We start from the raw sequence: 20311 nt of genomic DNA, 5'->3' as shown, positions 1-20311 counted from the left end.
CGCGAAAGCGATACTATACAATTCCTTGTGCTAGCATAGCATCTGCTACTTTTACAAATCCAGCAATATTTGCACCCTTAACGTAGTCTACAAACCCATCACTATCCTTACCATACTCAACACATGCTTCATGAATATCATTCATTATACCGTGTAATTTATTATCTACTTCCTCTGCGGTCCAGCTATAACGCATAGAGTTTTGTGACATCTCAAGACCAGATGTTGCTACTCCACCTGCATTAGAAGCCTTTCCTGGCGCAAATAAAATCTTGTTATCGATGAAATGCTCGATAGCATCAGGAGTACTAGGCATGTTTGCTCCTTCACTTACACAAATACAACCGTTAGAAACTAAAGCTTTTGCTTCATCACCGTTTAACTCATTTTGAGTAGCACACGGCAATGCGATATCACACTTTACAGACCATGGACGTTCACCTTCATAATATGTTGCACTAGGATATTGTGCTACATACTCAGATATACGACCACGTTTGTTATTCTTAAGATCCATAACAAAGGCAAGCTTATCTGCATCAATACCATCTGCATCGTGAATATATCCACCAGAATCTGACATTGTTACTACTTTACCACCTAGTTGTAAAATCTTTTCTGCGGCAAATTGAGCTACATTTCCAGATCCCGAAATAACTGTCGTTTTACCTTTAATAGATTCACCACGAGTCTTTAACATATTTTCAGCAAAGTATACGTTACCGTAACCTGTTGCCTCTGGTCTTATTAAAGAACCACCGTAAGAACGTCCTTTACCAGTAAGTATACCTGTAAATTCATTTCTTAATTTTTTATAGTACCCAAATAAGTAGCCTATCTCACGACCACCTACTCCTATATCTCCAGCAGGCACATCAGTATCTGCTCCAATAACACGTTGCAATTCAACCATAAATGATTGACAAAAACGCATTACTTCACGATCTGATTTACCTTTAGGATTGAAGTCTGCACCACCTTTACCACCACCCATAGGCAATGTTGTTAAGCTATTTTTAAAAACTTGTTCAAAGGCAAGAAACTTAAGAATACTTAAATTAACAGATGGATGAAATCTTAATCCACCTTTATAAGGACCTATAGCGCTGTTCATTTGTATACGGTAACCGCGATTCACTTGAACCTCTCCACTATCGTCTGTCCAAGGCACACGGAACATAGTTACACGTTCTGGCTCAGCCATGCGTTCTAGCAATTTATCGCTAGCATATTGAGGATTGTTCTCGATAAAAGGTATTACAGCTTCTGCAACTTCACTAACTGCCTGAATGAATTCTGGCTCGTTAGAGTTCTTACTTTTTATCAAATCGATAAAACTTTCAATGTTTTTTTCCATTATTATGATAATAATTACGTTTAAAGAAAACGTTTTCGTTGATAATGCAAATATATATTAATGTACAATAGTGATATAAATTTTGTCATTTATTTAAGTAGTTTAAGAATAGTGAAGTTGATTTTTCGTTATAGATAAAATGAGATTAATATAAACTTCATGTTTTAAAGAAGTTATACTATTATAAGTATCCTTAACATTTTATTATATTTGTCGCTTTATCAATTCCATAATCATGATTAAGACCCTTCGCTTTATTGGATTTTTTATAGCAGTAATTTGCACTGTACAAACGGTAGATGCACAGTTAGGTATCTCTCATGAAATAGGTGTTATCGCTGGACCTGTTGCCTTTCAATCAGATTATGGTGAGCGATTTGATTGGCCTACTAATAAAGGTAACGTAGGAACCGGTATAGGTTTAGTACATTATATCAACTTTGCATATAAAGCAAATTGTAATTGTTATACACAAGACACCTACTGGAATGATCACTTTAAAATCCGAAATCAATTAGCTTATCATGTGACCACACTAGATCACTTAAGTGAACTCGCTGATAGGCCTAGTCTAGCTGGTCTTCAATTAAGATCGATGACTGGTAAAGCAAAAGTTTTTGAAATAGGAACTCACCTAGAATGGTTCCCTTTAAGTATTAGAGATTTTCAAGAAGGTCAGCCTAAGTTTGCCCCTTATTTCGGTATAGGAGCTCATTATGTAAACTTCAGACCTGAAGCTACATCAACATTAGGACCTCTTAATAATCCGGTAACAACCTATCCTACATTTATAGATCGCATCGACACGTCACAAGGTAGCACATTTGCTTTAGTAGGAGACATAGGATTCAGATATAAGATTAGTGAATTAAGTGACCTTTTAGTTTCTAGCGCATGGCATTATTATGATAGTAATTATGTAGATGGATTAAGTCCACGCAATGTTAATAACCGCTCATTTGATTTTATATGGTGGTTTAATGTTGGATACATTTATTATCTATAAACACTATAGTATTTAATATAAAAAAGGCAGCCTATCGGCTGCCTTTTTTGTTAACATGTGCCTCCTAATTAAGCAAAAGCTTGTCTTAAATCCTCTATAAGGTCCTCAATATCTTCTATTCCAACACTTAATCGTATCAATGAATCCACAACACCTGTTTTCTCGCGATCTTCTTTAGGAATACTAGCATGTGTCATACTTGCGGGATGACCTGCGAGAGACTCCACACCACCTAGAGATTCTCCTAAAGTAAAAACCTTTAAATTCTCCACAACCTTAACTGCACTTTCTAATGTACCAGCTTTTGTACTAAAAGAAACCATACCACCGTAATCCTTCATTTGCTTTTTAGCAATTTCATGATTAGGATGGTCTTCAAAACCTGGCCAGTATACCTTATCTACATTAGGATTTGATTTTAAAGCATGCGCAACAGCTTTACCATTTTCGCAATGTCGTTGCATACGTACATGTAGTGTTTTAATGCCTCGCAACACTAAAAAACAATCTTGTGGTCCAGGAACAGCACCACTTGCATTTTGTATAAAGTACAATCTCTTTGCCAGCGCTTCATCATTTACGACTAGAGAACCCATAACAACATCGCTATGACCACCTAAATATTTAGTAGCGCTATGCATAACAATGTCTGCGCCTAAATCTATGGGCTGCTGTAAATATGGTGTTGCAAATGTGTTATCTACAGCAAGAAGTAATTGGTGCTTTTTAGATATTCTTGAAACAGCTTCTATGTCTATAATATTCATCATAGGGTTAGTAGGCGTTTCTACCCAAATAAGTTTTGTGTTATCATTAATGTGCTTCTCAATATTACTTGCGTTCTCCATTCCTACAAAATGAAACTTGATACCGAAGTCTTGAAAAATCTGTGTAAATAATCGGTAAGAACCACCATATAAATCGCTAGTAGAAATTACCTCATCACCAGATTTTAATAATTTAAGCACCGCATCAATCGCGGCAAGACCAGAACCAAAAGCAATTCCATAAGCGCCGTTCTCTAAACTAGCCATAGATTTTTCTAAGGCATCACGAGTCGGGTTACCACTACGTGAGTATTCAAAACCTTTATGTCCATGTGGCGTGCTTTGTTTAAAAGTAGTTGTCTGATAAATGGGCGGCATTACAGAATTATAGGCTGGGTCTATATTTTCCTGACCGCCGTGTATGGTTTTGGTATTGAACTTCATATTCTTCTTTTCTACATTATAAAGGTAAAAGCTAGTTTTAAAAACGGCTTGCCTTTTAAAATTTATTTAATTGTTCTTAATCGCCTTTCTAATAGCAAGAGCATAACCTAGATGTATGCCTTCGTGAATATTATTCATGCTCAACGCCTCTTCTACATTGCGCATTGTGTAACCAGTACTGGTTGTATATTCTTTAAACTCTTTAAAAACACCGTTTTCATAGTCTGCTTTAGTTTTTTCGACAAGGTCCACTAGCATGATTTTATACTCTTCTATCTGTTCTTTACTTACCTTACTATCTGGAGTGGTCCCGTTACCGTATTTATCTGCTAATTCTTTGGTTACAGATTTTTCTAGACCTGACAGTCCATAAACCAGACCTTGTTGCGCTGTGATGCTGTGCACAATATTCCAGATGATATTATTTCTAAAACCTTCTGGAATCAGATTTAATTCATCTACGGTAAGCTGGTCTATAAGGCTTAGAAAGATCTTTCTAGTGGTTAGATTATGTTCAAATAAGTGATTCATATGATTTTGTATTTTAATTACAGTTGATTTTATTCCGCTTTCGCGAAAGCGAAACAGGCAAATTAATTAATATTAAGGCTAAAGATATTCCTTATCAAAAAAGCTATCGTAATTTTGCTATATGAAAAATCTATTCATTTATCTAGATAGCTGTAATACTTGTCAACGCATTAAAGGTGAGTTAGAACTTACTGACGACATCGCTTTACAAAACACAAAAGAAGAACCTGCAACTATAGAGCAGGTTGAATTTTTAAAACAGCAAGCAGGCTCTTATGAATCACTTTTTAACAGAAGAGCGCAATTGTACAGAGGTCGCGGTCTTCATGAAAAAGATTTAACAGAAGATGATTATAAAAACCTTTTACTGGATCATTATACGTTCTTAAAAAGACCGATTCTTATATATAATAACCAAGCTTATATAGGTAATTCTAAGAAAGTAGTTGCTGCAGCTAAAGAGGCTATTTCATAATGAGCAAAAGGTCGGTCGCCATAATATGTGGCTTTTTAGTAGCGCTTTTTTATGCATTTAATTTTACCGCTGCAAAAGAAGTAACACCAGAATTTGTAGGGCCTTTTGGTCTCGTTTGGTATAGAGTTGTGGTTACCTGTGTCATTTTTTGGATAATAGCAACCATAGTAGGACCTAAGGAAAAAGTACCTCTTAAAGAATTACCTCTACTTGCTCTTGCTGCCTTTTGTGGGGTAGGTTTTAACATGATAACCTTTATGAAAGGCTTATCACTTACCTCTCCTATAAGCGCATCAGTACTTATGGTAACTACTCCTATAATCGTATTAGTATTAAGTGCTGTTTTCTTAAAAGAACGACTATATGCAAGTCGTATATTAGGTATTCTAATAGGTTTCAGTGGTGCTGCATTATTAATTCTATTATCTAACAGCAGTGGTAGTGAGAATGCTACAAATCCAACTTTGGGTAATTTTTTGGTATTTATTAATGCAATTTCTTATTCATTTTATATCATCTTGGCAAAGAAACTGACCACGCGATATAATGTTTTTACTTTAATGAAATGGTTATATCTATTTGGTGTCATATTCATAACACCTTTTGGTATGATGGAAGGTTTAGCTTTTGATTTTAGCACAGCAAATACAGACACCTTATTATATATAGGATATGTGGTGCTTTTTGCTACTTTCGGGACTTATATGCTTAATATTATAGCAATAAGGACGCTTAAACCTAGTGTTGTTGCTGTATTTGTATATCTACAACCATTACTAGCGACTTTAATCGCTATTGGATTGGATAAAGATGAGATTACTGGATATAAATTAGTTGCTGGTGGACTTATTTTTACAGGAGTATTTATAACTAGTATACCTAAAAAAGCAGGTTAACTCCTTACTGTATTCTTTAATGCTGCTGCCCATTGCAAAGCATCCATTAGACTTGTAAAAGATTTAAATTTAGATTTAACAAATAAGGATTCTAATTTAGAATTAATTAAACCTGGATCTGTATAATTTACAACTCCATATCCCATTAATTTAAAAGAGTAATTTGCAAAATGAAACCAATCTACTGGTCTAACAGAGTATTTATTAATTCTATTTGAAATATAAACTAGTTTGCTACCATCTGTATTATAAAAGGATGTTGCTGCGTTTACTATAGGCTTAGCTTCTTCCCATCCAAAAACTACATCCTTAAATACCTCAGAAACAATGAAACCATCAAAGAAATAAAAATTGCCATAATGCATATTTATTTCTTTTAACGCCTCTGGATAGAAAACAGATTCCCTAATTGAATTCATATTGAAATTTAACAAATAGTTAATCTCTAAGAATTTAACTTAATAGATAATTACTTAAAATCGATTAACTACTTTAAAAACCATCCTACAAACATCCTGACGTAGGAAAAGTAGACCTATCGGTCTTGCGGGAATTCTCCGTGTACTCTAGTATCTAACTTATTGAGCACTTTAAAGTCATCTGACATCGGAAAGTGTTTTATCTTCTCATGTAGTTCTGGATGCAGTGATGTGATTTTGCGCTCTCTCAAATTCATCCATGCGCCGGTCATTAAACCACGCGCTACATTGCGCCCTTTATAGTCATAAAAGTTATGTCTGAAACTAAAAAGGCTACCATCTTCACTCATACCAGTCACCTCGCAACTAACTGTAATAGGTCTTCCTTGGTGAATTTCTTTAAAATAGAAAATGTTCTCATTAAAAATCACTGGACCAGTCTCATAATGTGCCATTTCTCGCTGCCCAAAATTGTTATCAATTAAAAACGCCATACGTGTATGACTCATGAAGTTTTGGTAAGCACTATTTGCCATATGTCTGTTTGCGTCTAGATCACTCCAGCGCACGTCAAATTCTTTAGTATACATTGCCATCTTTATTTAGGGTAAAGATATTATATGCACGCATAGCAAAAAATAAGTTTGAAGAAAATTTAATTGTTTTGCTTTTGCGAAAGCGAAACAAAATCAACTATACTGTTATTTCAAGCTTCAATTTCTTCATTGCTACCCAAAGGTACCAAGCTGTAATGACTGTAGAAAGTACATCAGCAATAGGAAAACTTATCCAAACACCTAATTCACCATATATACTAGGCAATATTAAAATCAACGGTATTAAAATAAACCCCATGCGCAGTAGGGTAAGTAATAAAGCTGGTATCACCTTTCCTATAGCTTGATAATATGCTGCTCCTATAAGTTGAATAGAAATTATAGGTACTGCTATAAATACTAATTTCAATGCAAATGAAGTTTCCTCTATGACCACGGTATTGTCTGTGAAAATGCTAGCTATTTCAAGAGTAAAGAAAAAGAGACCTAAAAATATGAGTACTCCTAAACCACAGGCAAATTTAATAGATGTAAAGATCACTTCTCGCACACGTTCCCATTTTTGTGCTCCATAATTATAACCTGCAATAGGTAAAAATCCTTGTGTTATTCCCATAACTGGAAATAGCGCAAACATCATCATACGACCGATGATCCCAAACACAGAAACACTCTCTTCTCCACCTAATTCAAACAACACATTATTTAAAATTAAATAAAGAACACTACTCATGGCTTGTCTAGATAGAGTCACAAAACCTAATCCACCTATTTCTTTTAAAATTAACCAGTCAGGTATTAAGTCTTTTAATGTCCCTACTAACTCACTTTTCCCTGAGACAAAGAACCAAGCGACATAAACAAAACACAATCCATAACTTAAAGTTGTTGCCCATGCTGCGCCTTCCATTCCCATTTCTAATTTATTAATGAGAATGTAGTCCAATAATAAATTACCGACTGATGGGATTAACATGGCAATCATCGCATGTGTAGGTGCACCTTCTGCACGGATAACCGTATTACCCATCATGCACAATGCTAAAACGGGAACACCGTATAGTACAATGCGGTAGTAAATTTTTGCTGGCTCAAAAATCGCTCCCTTACCACCAAAAGAATACACCAATGAATCCATAAACCACAGCCCAAATACAACTGAAAGAATGGTAATAACTAACGTAACAGCTATTTGATTGCCAAATACCTTGCGAGCTTTCTCATAATTATCTGCGCCTAAAGCTCTAGATATAATACTTGAACCACCTATACCTATGGCCATTCCTAGTGCAGCAATAAAAAATGAAACTGGTAAAACAACATTTATGGCAGCAATCGCAATAGAACCTATCCAGTTACCTACAAAAATAGTATCTACTAAAATATTTAATGACATCACTAAAATACCTATAGAAGCTGGTAACGCTTGCTGTATAAGTAACGCCGGTATAGAATCTGTACCTAATAATTGAGATTTTGTAGGTTGTTTAGAATTCATATCTGGTAAATGTATAGCAAAAAAAAGACCTTTGTTTTCAAAGGTCTTTTTTTAATAATTTTTCAATTAATATTTAAGATACGCTTTCGCGAAAGCGAGATTAACCATCTAAGCAGTTACTTCACTCATCGCCCATTCATCAATCCATCGCGATAATACTTTAACCCAATCTGCTCTAGTATTCAAACATGGAATAACATGAAATTGTTCTCCATTTACCTCGTGAAAAATCTCCTCACCTTCCATAGCAATTTCTTCTAATGTTTCTAGACAATCACTAACAAATGCTGGAGTTACAATAGCCATTTTTTTAGTACCGCCCAGACCCATTTTTTCAATAGTTCGATCCGTATATGGTGTTAACCATGGATCAAACCCTAGTCGTGATTGAAAACTAGTAGAATATGTTCCATCTTCCATTCCTAGATACTCACCTACTAATCGAGTAACTTCTTTACACTGATGACTGTAACAAAACTCGTGTGCTGGCGATGGTGTTGAGCAACACTTACCATCCATTTTACAATGACTTTTAGTAATATCACTTTTTCTAATATGCCTTTTAGGAACCCCATGATATGAGAATAATAAATGCTCATAATCTTTTCCTTCTAGAGATTCTTTTATCGACTCAGAAAGCACCCTTATATAATCTGGATGATTGTAGAAAGGTGGCATTGTAGTAAAAGACATATGAGGAAAATGTTCCTGACGTAATTCTTCTGCTAGAACTAAAATGGTCTCTGTAGTTGCCATCGCAAATTGAGGATATAAAGGAATAATCAACACCTCATCTACGCCTTTATCATTCAATTCCTTTAAACCACTTTCTATAGACATAGAACCATAACGCATTGCCAAAGAAATAGGCACACTGGTAAACTCGTCTATTTTTTCTTGTAGCCTTTCAGATAGTACAATTAAAGGACTTCCTTCATCCCACCAGATCTTTCCATAAGCTTCAGCACTTTTCTTAGGCCTTGTATTTAAAACAATTCCCTTTACCAAAATTGCTCTCAAAATATATGGTAAATCTATAACGCGCTCATCCATTAAGAACTCGTCTAGATATTTTTTAACGTCTTTAGGGCTAGGGCTATCTGGTGATCCCAGATTTACCAGTAAAACTCCTTTTTTCATAGTACTGCTTTGTGCAAAAATAGAAGTTTTATAGTCGGTATACCTTTTAGATAATTACCTAATTGTAATAATAAAATAAAAGATATTGATAGTAACTCAATTCACCACTGATTAAAAGTATTGACAATTATCCATTTGTAAACATTTAGTATCTTTAACAAAACCATTTTTATGACATCTCAAAGAAAATGTCCTGAATGCGATGAAGAGATAAGAGGTCGTGCAGATAAGCGCTTTTGCAGCGATTATTGTCGCAACGTGGCAAACAATAAACTCAACAGAGACAGTAATGCTCTCATGCGCAATATTAACAACAGACTGCGTAAAAACTGGCGAATCCTTAGTGAACTTAACCCTAAAGACAAGACTAAAACTACACGCAACAAGTTACTAGCAAACGGTTTTGATTTCACCCTATTTACCAGTATTTACACCACAAAGAAAGGTACGGTGTATTACTTTGTTTATGATCAAGGTTACTTACCTATGGATGATGATTCTTATTTAATTGTCAAAAGAGAGACTTGATTTTTATATCATCGTCATTACCTAAGTATCAGCCATTATTAAATAAAAACCCATATAAGTATCTTTATCCATTATCTTTTTAAAGTGTGAGATACAACAAACCACCAAATTCAAAAAAATGAGATCCTTTAAACCTAAATCCCATTTATCATCAGCATTATCGTTTCTAACAATTATTGCCATCATATGGTATGTATTTTATAGTCAGACACCATCTGCAGCAGTAGAAGATAGTTTGCCAGCAACTGAGTGGTCTACGGCAAGAGCGTTAGAACACGTTAAGGCGATGTCTGTACAGCCTCACCATGTAGGTAGTGCAGCCCATGATGATGTAAGAGACTATGTAGTTACTCAACTGCAAGCAATGGGATTGCAAGTTACTACCCAAAAAGGCTACACCATGGATCCATGGGGAAACCTGGCAAATCCAGAAAATATTCTGGCACGTATTAAAGGTTCTCAAGAAAACAGTAAAGCTCTTTTATTATTAAGTCACTATGACAGCGATCCACATTCTAGTAAAGGTGCCAGCGATGCTGCTAGTGGTGTCGCTACCATTTTAGAAGGTGTGCGCACGTTTCTTGCTCAAAATAAACAACCTCTTAATGACATTATAATTTGTATTACTGATGCTGAAGAACTAGGGCTTAACGGTGCAGAACTTTTTGTGAATGAACATCCATGGGCACAAGACGTTGCGATGGTTCTTAACTTTGAAGCTCGTGGTAGCGGTGGACCTAGTTATATGCTTGTAGAAACTAATGGTGGTAACCGCAAGATTATTGAAGAATTTTCAAATGCTGGAGTAGAATATCCAGTGGCCAACTCACTTGCCTACAGTATATATAAAATGATTCCTAATGATACTGACCTCACCGTTTTTAGAAAAGATGGCGATATCAATGGACTTAATTTTGCCTTCATAGGTGATCATTATGACTACCATACAGAATTAGATAACTATGAACGCCTAGATCGTAACACACTAGCTCATCAAGGCGCCTATTTAATGCCATTGATGAATCATTTATCAAACATCGACCTTAGTGATGAGCTCAAAGTTCCTGAAGGTGATGATTACGTTTATTTCCCTATGCCCATCATTAAAATGGTGAGTTTTCCCTTTAAATGGCTGCCATTTTTAATTATAGGTAGCGGTTTATTATTAGTAGTACTCATTGTTTATGGTATTAGAAAAAGACGCATTTCCTTTGGTCAGATTCTGGCAGGATTTGTTCCGTTTTTAGGTAGTTTAATCATAGGGTATTTATTAAGTAACTATGGTTGGGTAGGAATCAAAAGTGGCTCTTTTTATGTCGATCAGCAACATGGTTTTCCATACAACGGTTATTGGCTTATCGCAGCAGCGGCAATGACAGCAGCAACCTTGTGTTTCTTTTTGTATCATAAATATTATAAGAAAGATAATGTAGCTAGTTTAAGTATCGCGCCATTATTTATTTTGTGGCTGGTTTGTTTATTAATAGCATTCCCTGTAGGTGATGGTGGTTTAATACCAGGTGTATTTTTACCAGGTGCCGGATTCTTTCTAGTACCGCTCATAGCAGGATTACTTATGGTATGGCTCAATATCAACCAGCGCAGACCTAGTTACATTTTACTCGTTATTCTCGCGGTACCTGCCTTGTTCATTTTCACACCGTTTGTCAAAGCATTTCCAGTGGCACTAGGTATGGGAATTTTATTTGTAGCCGCTATTCTTACCACACTATTGATTGGTTTATTAATTCCTATTATTGGACATTATCGCAGGAAAGACCTACTATCCTTCATAGGATTGATAGCAACGTTAGTTTGTGTGGGATACGCTTTCGCGAAAGCGGAATTCACACCATCACAACCACAATCAACTAGTCTAGTCTACATACAAAACCAAGACGACCAGACCGCACAATGGGCCACATATGACGAAGTCCTGACAGACTGGACCAAAGCAAAACTGGGAGAATCGCCGGCAGCAGCCAGCGAGCTTAATAAAAACACGATCGATTCAAAATACGGAACCGGTTTCAGCTATGCAGCCACAGCACCTTATAAAGAATTAGCTCCTGTAAGAGTAGAAACATTAATTGATAGTTTACACGCAGATTTAAGAACAGTAAAAATGAAAATCTACAGTGAATCTGTCATCCAGCGTCTAGAAGTGTTTTGCGATACGACTTATGTATTTGAAGACGGTAAAGTAAACGGCAGAGAAGTTTATAAGGCCAAAGTCTCTAAAAAGGCTTTACCTAATCGATGGGGAAATCGCATGTTGAGCTACTATGTAACTAACAATGAACCACTAGAATTAGAACTTACTTTTAAAGCTGATGTCGAGCCAGAATTTCAGTTCTATGCAGCGTCATTTAACCTACTTAAAACCGAGGCGCTAGATGTAAAACCTAGACCATTAGAGCAAATGAGTATGCCGTTTGTTCTTAACGATGCTATTTTAAGAAAACGCTATGTAACACTTAATAGACCTACTGTAGTAACCGATTCAATACCGTCAAATGAATAAGAAAACAATCGGTATCTTAGGTTGTGGATGGCTCGGTCTAGAGTTGGGAAAACAACTTGTTTCAGAAGGATTTCCCGTAAAAGGAACCGTACGTCATAAAGATAAACTAGCCAACTTAAAAGAAGTTGAAATAGATGGCTATATCCTTGATTTAAAAGAAGATAAACTCTACGGAGATGTAGCCGATTTTCTAAGAAATATAGATGTGCTATTCATCAACATTCCGCCGGGATTGCGTAAAAATCCAGAAAGTGATTTTGCCCAGCGCATGAAATTGCTCATGACATTTGTAAATACGGCAACTGTTGAATATGTCATTTTTGTATCGAGCACTTCTGTCTTTGAAGATGCGCAAGATATTCCAGTTTATGATGAAAACAGCAGACCTAACAGCACGAGTCGTAATGGCAAAAATATCTATGCAGCAGAGTTGCTAGTTCAAGACTTCTTTGCCAACACGACGATTTTAAGACCATGTGGTTTAATAGGCGGCGATAGACATCCTATAAAAATGCTCGCTGGTCGTAAGGGCGTTTCAAATCCAGATGCACCAATAAATCTTGTTCATAGACAACATGTAATTGATATAGTAAAGAAGCTCATAACTGAAGAATTAAAAACTTCTATAGTTCACGCAATTAGTGAACCACATGAATCTAGAAAAAGTTACTATTCTCAAAAAGCCAAAGAATTTGGTGTAGAACCACCACAGTTTGCTGAAAATGGTAAATCGGTTGGGAAAAAAATGAAGTCTTTATACCATTAGATGTATTTAAGTTTAAAAAGTAATGAAGCGTAGATTTATTTGGTTAAGTTTTCGAGCAATGCGAAAAAGTAACAAAGCTGTTCAAAAAATAAAATCATTATAAAACTATTCTTAGCTTTCAACAGTGAAAAAATTTCTTTTTAAGAATAAAATCAAATTAAGCATCGCTTTTATACTACTCGTGTGGTATACGTTGTGCTTGCCAAAGCAATTATTTGATGTTCCGTACTCGACGGTAATAGAAAGTAGCGATGGGCGTTTGTTAGATGCGCATATCGCCAGTGATGATCAGTGGCGATTTCCCGCGGTAGATAGTGTTCCCTATAAATATAAAAAGTGTTTGTTGCAATATGAAGATGCGCATTTTTACGCGCATCCAGGATTCAATCCAGTTTCTATTGTTAAGGCTTTTAAAGAAAACATGAACGCTGGCAAAGTCGTGCGTGGTGGTAGTACAATTACACAGCAAGTGATTAGGCTTGCGCGAAAAAAGGATAGAAAATACTATGAGAAATTTATAGAGCTTATCTGGGCAACAAGGCTTGAGTTGAGATTATCTAAAGAAGAAATTTTAGAACTCTATGCTTCTCATGCGCCTTATGGTGGTAATGTGACAGGACTCGATATGGCGTCATGGCGGTATTTTGGAAGAAAACCACACGAACTCAGCTGGGCAGAAAGTGCCACGCTGGCTGTTTTGCCTAATGCACCAGGTTTAATTTATCCTGGTAAAAGAGAAAGTCAGCTTAGAGAAAAACGAGATGCATTACTGCTCAAGTTAAAACAGGAAAACATCATTGATGATATGGATTATGAACTGGCTGTTTCAGAATTTGTTCCTACTCGAGATTTTAGAGTACCGCAACTGGCACCTCATTTATTGAATAGAGCAAATAAGCAATACGGCACTCAAAAAATCAGAACCACGATTGATTATCAAATGCAAGAAACGGTCAACCGCATCGTACAAAATCATCATCATATTCTGAAGCAAAACGGTATTAACAACCTCGCCATGTTAGTTCTGGACATTGAAAACCAATCGGTATCTGCTTATGTGGGAAATGCTCCTACTACCAGAGAACACCAGAAAGATGTGGACATTATTACCGCTCCACGTAGTACTGGCAGCGTTTTAAAACCCTTTTTATATGCCACCATGCTGGATAATGGCGAACTGCTACCTCACAGCCTCGTAAAAGATATACCTACGGTTATCAATGGTTATAACACACAAAACTTTGACAAGAATTATAGCGGTGCTGTTCCGGCTTCACAAGCCTTATCGCGATCACTCAATGTACCTGCGGTGCGCATGCTACGCGATCATGGTGTTACTCGTTTCTATGACAAATTGCAAGATTTAGGTCAATCACACATCAATCGTGGTGCGGGAACTTATGGACTGAGTTTGATTATAGGTGGTGGCGAGAGCAGTTTATGGGACATGAGCCATGCTTATCTATCTATGGCAACCATTTTAAAAGACTACACTCAAACGAGTAGTGAATACAATCACAACGTCATGGACGGATTGCACTATGTGGAGGATGATGGAAATGCTTTCGCGAAAGCGGACTTAAAAACAACACCTAATATTTACGGTGCAGGAAGTATTTACCACACATTTGAAGCCATGAAAAATGTCAACCGACCCGAAGGTGAAGAGATATGGCACTTTTTTAATCCCAATCACAACATGGCTTGGAAAACAGGAACCAGCTATGGAAATAGAGATGCCTGGGCGATAGGCGTTACTCCACGATATGTCATAGGCGTATGGACCGGAAATGCCGATGGTGAAGGACGTGCCGAAATGACCGGAATCAAAAGTGCGGCGCCAGTGCTATTTGACTTATTCAATAGATTGCCACAAGAAGAGTGGTTTGCGCCGCCGTATGATGATATGATAGAAATCGATATTTGTAAAAACTCAGGTTATCTCGCCACACCTGAATGTGAGATCGAGAAACAATGGATTCCAGCCGTAGGAGAACGCTATGATTCTTGCCCATACCACAAACTCGTGCAACTCGATGCTACACAATCCTATCAGGTAAACGCAGATTGCGAACCAGTTTCTCAAATGGTGACTAAATCCTATTTTAATTTACCACCAGTCATGGCATGGTACTACCGTAGAACACATCCCGATTATGAACCACTTCCACCCTATCGAGCAGATTGTGAATCACCTGTAGAAAATGTCATGACGTTTATAAGACCTAATGCAGGAACCACGATCACGCTTACTAAAAACATAGAAGGAAAAACAAACGAGACCGTTTTTGAGCTTGCCCATAAAATTCCTAACACAACGGTCTATTGGTATCTCGACGAGGACTATATCACTAGCACTAAAGATTTTCATGAAATAGCACTAAGCGCATCACCTGGAAAACATATCATTACTGCTGTAGATGATGATGGGAACGACGTGAAAATAAGTTTGAAATTTAAGTAACTACCACTCACTAAAAGGCTTCTCACTTAAATAAGAATTATAATAACGTTGATCACCTGTAACTTCTTGAGCAATCCATTCAGGTAGCGCAAACTGAGTTTCTTCAGTTTCAAGTTCGATCTCGGCAACCACTAAACCTTTGTTGGAAGCATGAAAAACGTCTATTTCCCAGATGTGCTTTTCTATAGCGACTTCAAATCTCGTTTTATCTATGACGCCAGGTAATGCAAGTTCCAGCAGTTCCTCTGCTTCTACTATAGAGATTTCTTTTTCCCATTCATATCGAGTCAAGCCGCTGTCTGTAGATTGTCCTTTTATGGTGATAAATCCTTGCGTTCCCTTGATACGCACTCGTACGGTACGTGCAGGATCTATAGAAAGGTAACCTTGTGTGATACGTATTCCTTTAAGCTCTTTTAAGAAATCTGTATGTTTGACTAAGTACTTGCGTTCTATTTCTAGCATGGTTATTTATTGAAAATGTAATAATAAGTAATTAGTTACAAGTATATGATTTGATCCTTATGATTGGAATTTCAGGGTTTAAGTTTGAGGTTCAAGTTTAAGTAAAAAACTAAAACCGTTCTCGACTCTCGCTCGAACTGACATACTACAGCTTTTCGTTTCGAACCATTAGACTGAAACTGAGACTATATCCTAAAGCGACGCAATCACCTTTAACTCATCACTTTCTATTCTTGAATTTTCATAACCATTAATGGCTACATAAATCATAGATTGAGCAATTGTTTCTGGTTCGATAGTACGGTATTTTTTAAGAAAACCTATGAGTAAAGGATCAATAAGCTTTTGAAATTTTTTCCACGCACTTTCAAATTTGCGTTGCTCTTCTCGCTCGCCACCTATTAATGCCGGCTGGACATAGTATGTTTCTTTAAAATCTAGTTTTTCAATATCACGTTCCATTTCTCCTTTGCCTCGATTGTACATAAACTTACTGTCTGCATTTGCTCCTAGTGCAGATATGGCAATGACTTTTTGCACGCCGTTATGCAAAGCGACCTCGGCAACCTGTACTGGTAAATCATGTTCGATTCGATAGTATTCCTCCTTATCTGGCGTTTTGGCTTGGGTTGTTCCGGTACAAATGAATAAGTGATCAGCTTTTAAGAAATCAGTATAAGTAGCCGGATCAAATAAATCCACGATATGTGATTCGTGTTTGCGGTGGTTGAGTTTAGTACGCTTTCGCGAAAGCGTAATCACACGCTCATATTGTTCATTATCAAATAATAAATTCACTAACCTACTTCCCGTAAGTCCTGTGGCACCGATAACAACAGCAGTATATTTCATTAACATATTTCTAGAGTTAAAGGTAGTAATTTTGCACCATGCACGAATTGGATGATCGCAAAATTATACACGTAGACATGGACGCATTTTATGCGAGCGTAGAGCAACGTGATTTTCCAGAATTAAAAGGAAAACCTATTGCCGTAGGTGGTGGAAATAATCGAGGTGTAGTAGCAGCGGCAAGTTATGAAGCGCGCAAATATGGTGTGCGTAGTGCTATGCCTAGTGTCACGGCCAAAAAGCTATGTCCAGATCTGATTTTTGTGAAACATAGATTTGATAAATACCGAGAGGTATCTTCTCAAATTAGAGATATATTCTTAGACTATACAGACCTCGTAGAGCCTTTATCACTAGATGAGGCTTACCTAGATGTCACAGAGAATAAGTTGAACTATCCTAGTGCTACTGTTATTGCATATGATATAAGAAGACGCATTTATGAAACTACTGGATTAACTGCCAGCGCCGGGATTTCTATCAATAAATTTGTTGCAAAAATTGCTAGTGATTATAACAAACCTAACGGACAAAAAACAATAACACCTGAAGAGGTGATTCCATTTCTAGAAGAATTAGAGATTAGAAAATTTCACGGTATAGGAAAAGTCACTGCAGAGAAAATGTACTTGCAAGGCATATTTACAGGAGCTCATTTAAAAGAACGCAGTCTAGAGTTTTTACAAGAGCATTTTGGTAAAAGTGGCGCTCACTATTATAATATTGTGCGAGGTGTACACCATAGTCCGGTAAAACCAGATCGTATTAGAAAATCCCTAGGTGCAGAGCGTACTTTTTCTGAAAACATATCGAGCGAGATATTTATGAAAGAGCGTCTTACTCAAATCGCTGAAGAAATTGAAAAACGACTCGCAAAAAATGATGTCGCTGGTAAAACGGTTACTTTAAAAATAAAATATAGCGATTTTAAAACGCAAACACGTAGCAAAACCCTACCTCATTTTATAAGAACTAAAGATTTAATACTGGCTACTGCTATTGAATTAATGGAACAAGAAGGTTTCCGTGAAAGTGTGCGTTTGCTAGGTATCACACTTTCTAATCTCAATACTGATGTTGAGGAAGCTGATTTTGTTGAAGTTCAGTTAAAATTTATGTTCTAAAACATTAACTAGTAGTTGTAGGAATAAAAGTCACGTTTCTTATAGCTTTGTTAGTATATGACCTTAGAAAACTCCCAATATACTGTTATCAATAGCCACGTCAACTCGCTACCCATGTTATCATGGGAATTAATTAAAAAGCTTTTATGGAATCTTGATAAAGAGATGTTAGAGCACATGAACCATCTGGCACAAGAATATAACTGGCATTTTAATTATTTTCTAGACAGCTATTCCCATTATAAAGGTTACTCTATAGTCATTACAGATCATAATTTTAAAATCCAGTGTTGTTCTGAAAATATCTTTAAAATGACTGGCTATAAAAGTCATGAATTAACGGGTCATTCACCTAAACTATTACAAGGTGAAAAAACGGATCAGAATTCAAAAAGGCTCATAAAAAAAGCAACTCAAGATGAGTTGCCTTTTAATACTCGCTTAGTAAATTACCGTAAGAACGGTGAGTTATATGGTTGTGAAATTATTGCTTTCCCTATTTTCAATGGCACTTCTAAAGTCTCTCACTTTATTGCTTTTGAAAAAGAATATTTTGTTTAGCTATTCTATCTCAGTAACTCTTAGTGTATTTACCATTCCTTTATCTGTAACTGGCATTGCTGCAAGATTGATTAAGAAATCTCCTTTTTTGACAAACTTTTTGTCTTTTGCAAATTGATTCACATCCTCAATAGTTTCATCAGTACTTACAAAACGGTCGTATAAAAAGGCTTTAACACCCCATAAGAGACTTAATTGAGTAAGTATACGTGTGTTACTAGTAAATGTTAAAATATGTGCATCTGGTCTCCAGGCGCTAATTTGAAACGCTGTATAACCACTGTTGGTCATTGTTGTGATCGCTTTTGCATCAATCTCGTCAGCCATTTTTGCAGCATGATAACAAATCGATTTAGTGATATATCTCTTTGTCTTAATATGCGGCGCACTATGTGGTACTTTAATCAAGTCACTGTTTTCAACAGATAAACAAATGCTGGCCATTTTTTCTATTACTTGAATAGGATACTGACCTACTGATGTTTCACCAGATAACATTACAGCATCTGCACCATCCATTACAGAGTTTGCTACATCATTAACCTCTGCACGTGTAGGTGTAAGGCTAGTAATCATTGTTTCCATCATTTGTGTAGCGATGATAACAGGAATACGTGCTTGTTTTGCTTTTAAGACCAATTGCTTTTGAATAAGAGGTACTTCATGTGCAGGAACCTCTACACCTAGATCACCACGAGCCACCATTAAACCATCACAATAAGCTACAATTTTATCAATGTTAGTGACAGCTTCAGGCTTTTCTATTTTAGCGATAATAGGAATTTTATGCTCTGAGTGTTCCTTAATTAAATCTTGTAATTCCATCAAATCACGACTATGACGTACAAATGAAAGTGCCATCCAGTCTACTTGCAACTCACAAGCAAATATGGCATCTACGACATCCTTTTCTGTGAGTGCCGGTAATGAAATATCTGTTTGCGGTAAATTGACTCCTTTTTTGGAACGTAGTGGTCCACCTTGAATTACTTTAGTAACTACATCTTTAACACCATCAGTAGAAACTACTTCAAACATTAATTTACCATCGTCTAGTAAAATACGTTCACCGGCTTTTACATCTCTAGGGAAATGCTCGTAATTCATGTAAACACGCTCTGCAGTACCTTTAAATGGCTCTCCAGTAGAAATAGTAATAATATCGCCAGGATTTACAACCACTTCTTCTTTCATGACACCTACACGTAGTTTAGGACCTTGTAAATCTCCTAATATACCTGTTGCAAATCCGTGTTCTTCATTAAGGTCACGTATCATTTGAACACGTTCTTTTACATCCTCATGATCTGCATGTGAAAAATTAATTCTAAATACATTCACGCCAGCCTTCATCATACCTAACAATACTTCTTTTGAAGAAGTTGCAGGTCCTAATGTAGCTACGATTTTAGTCTTTTTTGTCTTTGGCATTATTCAAAAATTAAATAATCTTTTTGTTTGATAACATGTTCATCTAGCTGGTATGCAGATATCACATGTGGTATTTTGGTTAACTCGTTAATTAGCTTTTTCAAAGGAAAAAACTCAGGATCCTTTTCTACTTTGATAATGAAGTCTACTCTTGCATACTCCTTAATTAACACTGTTTTTACTTCGGTTTGTTCTTGACTTTCAAAAAGACCGCCACTACTGGTAACGGTATTAAGATTAGCCCAAAATTTATTAGGTGTTAAGTAATAAGTGTTATAGTTTATAACATCATCATATTTATAAACTGGATACCTTACTGTAAAGTTAGGCATGGTCACATCTTGATCTACATCCGTTCTCTTGAAAGACAACCCTAAATACTTATTAACCATATAAGCCATTCTATAAGGCTCAATTGTAGAATGTATTCCTACAAGGGTATATGGCTCATCGTCACAATCCCATCCATCTAACTTGTAAGTAGCCATATCATCAACTTTACTAAC

19 protein-coding genes and 1 pseudogene are annotated in these 20311 nt (G+C 36.4%); 9 read left to right on the top strand and 11 right to left on the bottom strand.

Going from position 1 to position 20311, the window contains the following annotated elements; all coding sequences use genetic code 11:
* Positions 1–13: 13 nt before the first annotated feature.
* The gene (gene gdhA, locus R1T42_RS13115) at positions 14–1357 is read right to left on the bottom strand and encodes an NADP-specific glutamate dehydrogenase (protein ID WP_317290639.1); all 1344 of its coding nucleotides are present in this window, start codon (positions 1355–1357) and stop codon (positions 14–16) included.
* 238 nt (positions 1358–1595) lie between these two features.
* On the opposite strand from gdhA, the gene R1T42_RS13110 reads away from it, so the two are divergent.
* Positions 1596–2363: a THC0290_0291 family protein gene (locus tag R1T42_RS13110; protein ID WP_449589571.1), complete on the top strand. Its 768-nt coding sequence runs from the start codon at positions 1596–1598 to the stop codon at positions 2361–2363.
* Positions 2364–2431: 68 nt separating this feature from the next.
* Here R1T42_RS13110 and R1T42_RS13105 read toward each other — a convergent pair.
* A pseudogene (locus tag R1T42_RS13105) lies at positions 2432–3577 on the bottom strand (trans-sulfuration enzyme family protein); the annotation flags it as partial.
* Between the two features lie 63 nt (positions 3578–3640).
* Positions 3641–4105 (bottom strand): DinB family protein, encoded by a 465-nt coding sequence (locus tag R1T42_RS13100; protein ID WP_317290637.1) that lies wholly within the window; start codon positions 4103–4105, stop codon positions 3641–3643.
* A 121-nt stretch (positions 4106–4226) separates the two neighbouring features.
* Between R1T42_RS13100 and R1T42_RS13095 the strand changes: the two genes are divergently transcribed.
* A complete protein-coding gene (locus R1T42_RS13095) occupies positions 4227–4580 on the top strand; it encodes an arsenate reductase family protein (protein ID WP_317290636.1) in 354 nt (117 codons plus the stop codon).
* Positions 4580–5476: a DMT family transporter gene (locus tag R1T42_RS13090; RefSeq protein ID WP_317290635.1), complete on the top strand. Its 897-nt coding sequence runs from the start codon at positions 4580–4582 to the stop codon at positions 5474–5476. Before R1T42_RS13095 ends, R1T42_RS13090 begins: the two co-directional genes overlap by 1 nt.
* On the opposite strand, the gene R1T42_RS13085 is transcribed toward R1T42_RS13090, so the two are convergent.
* The 4 genes from R1T42_RS13085 to hemH form a co-directional block, all read right to left on the bottom strand.
* On the bottom strand, positions 5473–5895 hold the full coding sequence (locus tag R1T42_RS13085; protein WP_317290634.1) for a hypothetical protein: 423 nt from the start codon (positions 5893–5895) through the stop codon (positions 5473–5475). The two genes, R1T42_RS13090 and R1T42_RS13085, sit on opposite strands and share 4 nt — an antisense overlap.
* A gap of 116 nt (positions 5896–6011) precedes the next feature.
* Positions 6012–6485, bottom strand: coding sequence for an acyl-CoA thioesterase (locus tag R1T42_RS13080; RefSeq protein ID WP_317291873.1), 474 nt, complete (start codon positions 6483–6485; stop codon positions 6012–6014).
* A 103-nt stretch (positions 6486–6588) separates the two neighbouring features.
* On the bottom strand, positions 6589–7950 hold the full coding sequence (locus tag R1T42_RS13075) for an MATE family efflux transporter (protein WP_317290633.1): 1362 nt from the start codon (positions 7948–7950) through the stop codon (positions 6589–6591).
* A gap of 108 nt (positions 7951–8058) precedes the next feature.
* A complete protein-coding gene (gene hemH / locus R1T42_RS13070) occupies positions 8059–9090 on the bottom strand; it encodes a ferrochelatase (protein ID WP_317290632.1) in 1032 nt (343 codons plus the stop codon).
* 171 nt (positions 9091–9261) lie between these two features.
* On the opposite strand from hemH, the gene R1T42_RS13065 reads away from it, so the two are divergent.
* The 4 genes from R1T42_RS13065 (at position 9262) to pbpC (ending at position 15372) form a co-directional block, all read left to right on the top strand.
* Positions 9262–9618 carry a hypothetical protein gene (locus R1T42_RS13065; RefSeq protein ID WP_006796657.1) on the top strand — a complete coding sequence of 119 codons (357 nt, stop codon included), beginning with the start codon at positions 9262–9264 and terminating at the stop codon, positions 9616–9618.
* Between the two features lie 118 nt (positions 9619–9736).
* Positions 9737–12142, top strand: a complete 2406-nt coding sequence (locus R1T42_RS13060; RefSeq protein WP_317290631.1) for a M28 family peptidase — start codon at positions 9737–9739, stop codon at positions 12140–12142.
* A complete protein-coding gene (locus R1T42_RS13055) occupies positions 12135–12908 on the top strand; it encodes an NAD(P)H-binding protein (RefSeq protein ID WP_317290630.1) in 774 nt (257 codons plus the stop codon). Before R1T42_RS13060 ends, R1T42_RS13055 begins: the two co-directional genes overlap by 8 nt.
* 124 nt (positions 12909–13032) lie before the next feature.
* A complete protein-coding gene (pbpC, locus tag R1T42_RS13050) occupies positions 13033–15372 on the top strand; it encodes a penicillin-binding protein 1C (protein WP_317290629.1) in 2340 nt (779 codons plus the stop codon).
* On the opposite strand, the gene R1T42_RS13045 is transcribed toward pbpC, so the two are convergent.
* Both R1T42_RS13045 and R1T42_RS13040 read right to left on the bottom strand, forming a co-directional pair.
* A complete protein-coding gene (locus tag R1T42_RS13045) occupies positions 15373–15837 on the bottom strand; it encodes a CYTH domain-containing protein (protein ID WP_317290628.1) in 465 nt (154 codons plus the stop codon).
* A gap of 192 nt (positions 15838–16029) precedes the next feature.
* A complete protein-coding gene (locus R1T42_RS13040) occupies positions 16030–16689 on the bottom strand; it encodes an NAD-dependent epimerase/dehydratase family protein (protein WP_317290627.1) in 660 nt (219 codons plus the stop codon).
* Positions 16690–16727: 38 nt separating this feature from the next.
* Between R1T42_RS13040 and dinB the strand changes: the two genes are divergently transcribed.
* Both dinB and R1T42_RS13030 read left to right on the top strand, forming a co-directional pair.
* Positions 16728–17813 carry a DNA polymerase IV gene (gene dinB, locus R1T42_RS13035; protein ID WP_042295303.1) on the top strand — a complete coding sequence of 362 codons (1086 nt, stop codon included), beginning with the start codon at positions 16728–16730 and terminating at the stop codon, positions 17811–17813.
* Positions 17814–17870: 57 nt separating this feature from the next.
* A complete protein-coding gene (locus tag R1T42_RS13030; RefSeq protein WP_081866574.1) occupies positions 17871–18374 on the top strand; it encodes a PAS domain-containing protein in 504 nt (167 codons plus the stop codon).
* Here R1T42_RS13030 and pyk read toward each other — a convergent pair whose 3' ends face one another.
* Together pyk and R1T42_RS13020 are read right to left on the bottom strand one after the other, a co-directional pair.
* Entirely contained in the window at positions 18375–19805 is a 1431-nt protein-coding gene (gene pyk / locus R1T42_RS13025) for a pyruvate kinase (protein ID WP_317290626.1), read from the bottom strand. It lies immediately after the preceding gene.
* Complete coding sequence (locus R1T42_RS13020; RefSeq protein ID WP_317290625.1) at positions 19805–20293, bottom strand: IPExxxVDY family protein; 489 nt, start codon at positions 20291–20293, stop codon at positions 19805–19807. Before R1T42_RS13020 ends, pyk begins: the two co-directional genes overlap by 1 nt.
* Positions 20294–20311: the final 18 nt, after the last annotated feature.

Origin of the sequence: Nonlabens ulvanivorans (assembly GCF_032922765.1) — a bacterium.
Taxonomy (GTDB): Bacteria; Bacteroidota; Bacteroidia; order Flavobacteriales; family Flavobacteriaceae; genus Nonlabens; species Nonlabens ulvanivorans.
The sequence above is the reverse complement of the archived record's forward strand: the minus strand, read 5'-3'. Positions and strand labels throughout refer to the sequence as shown.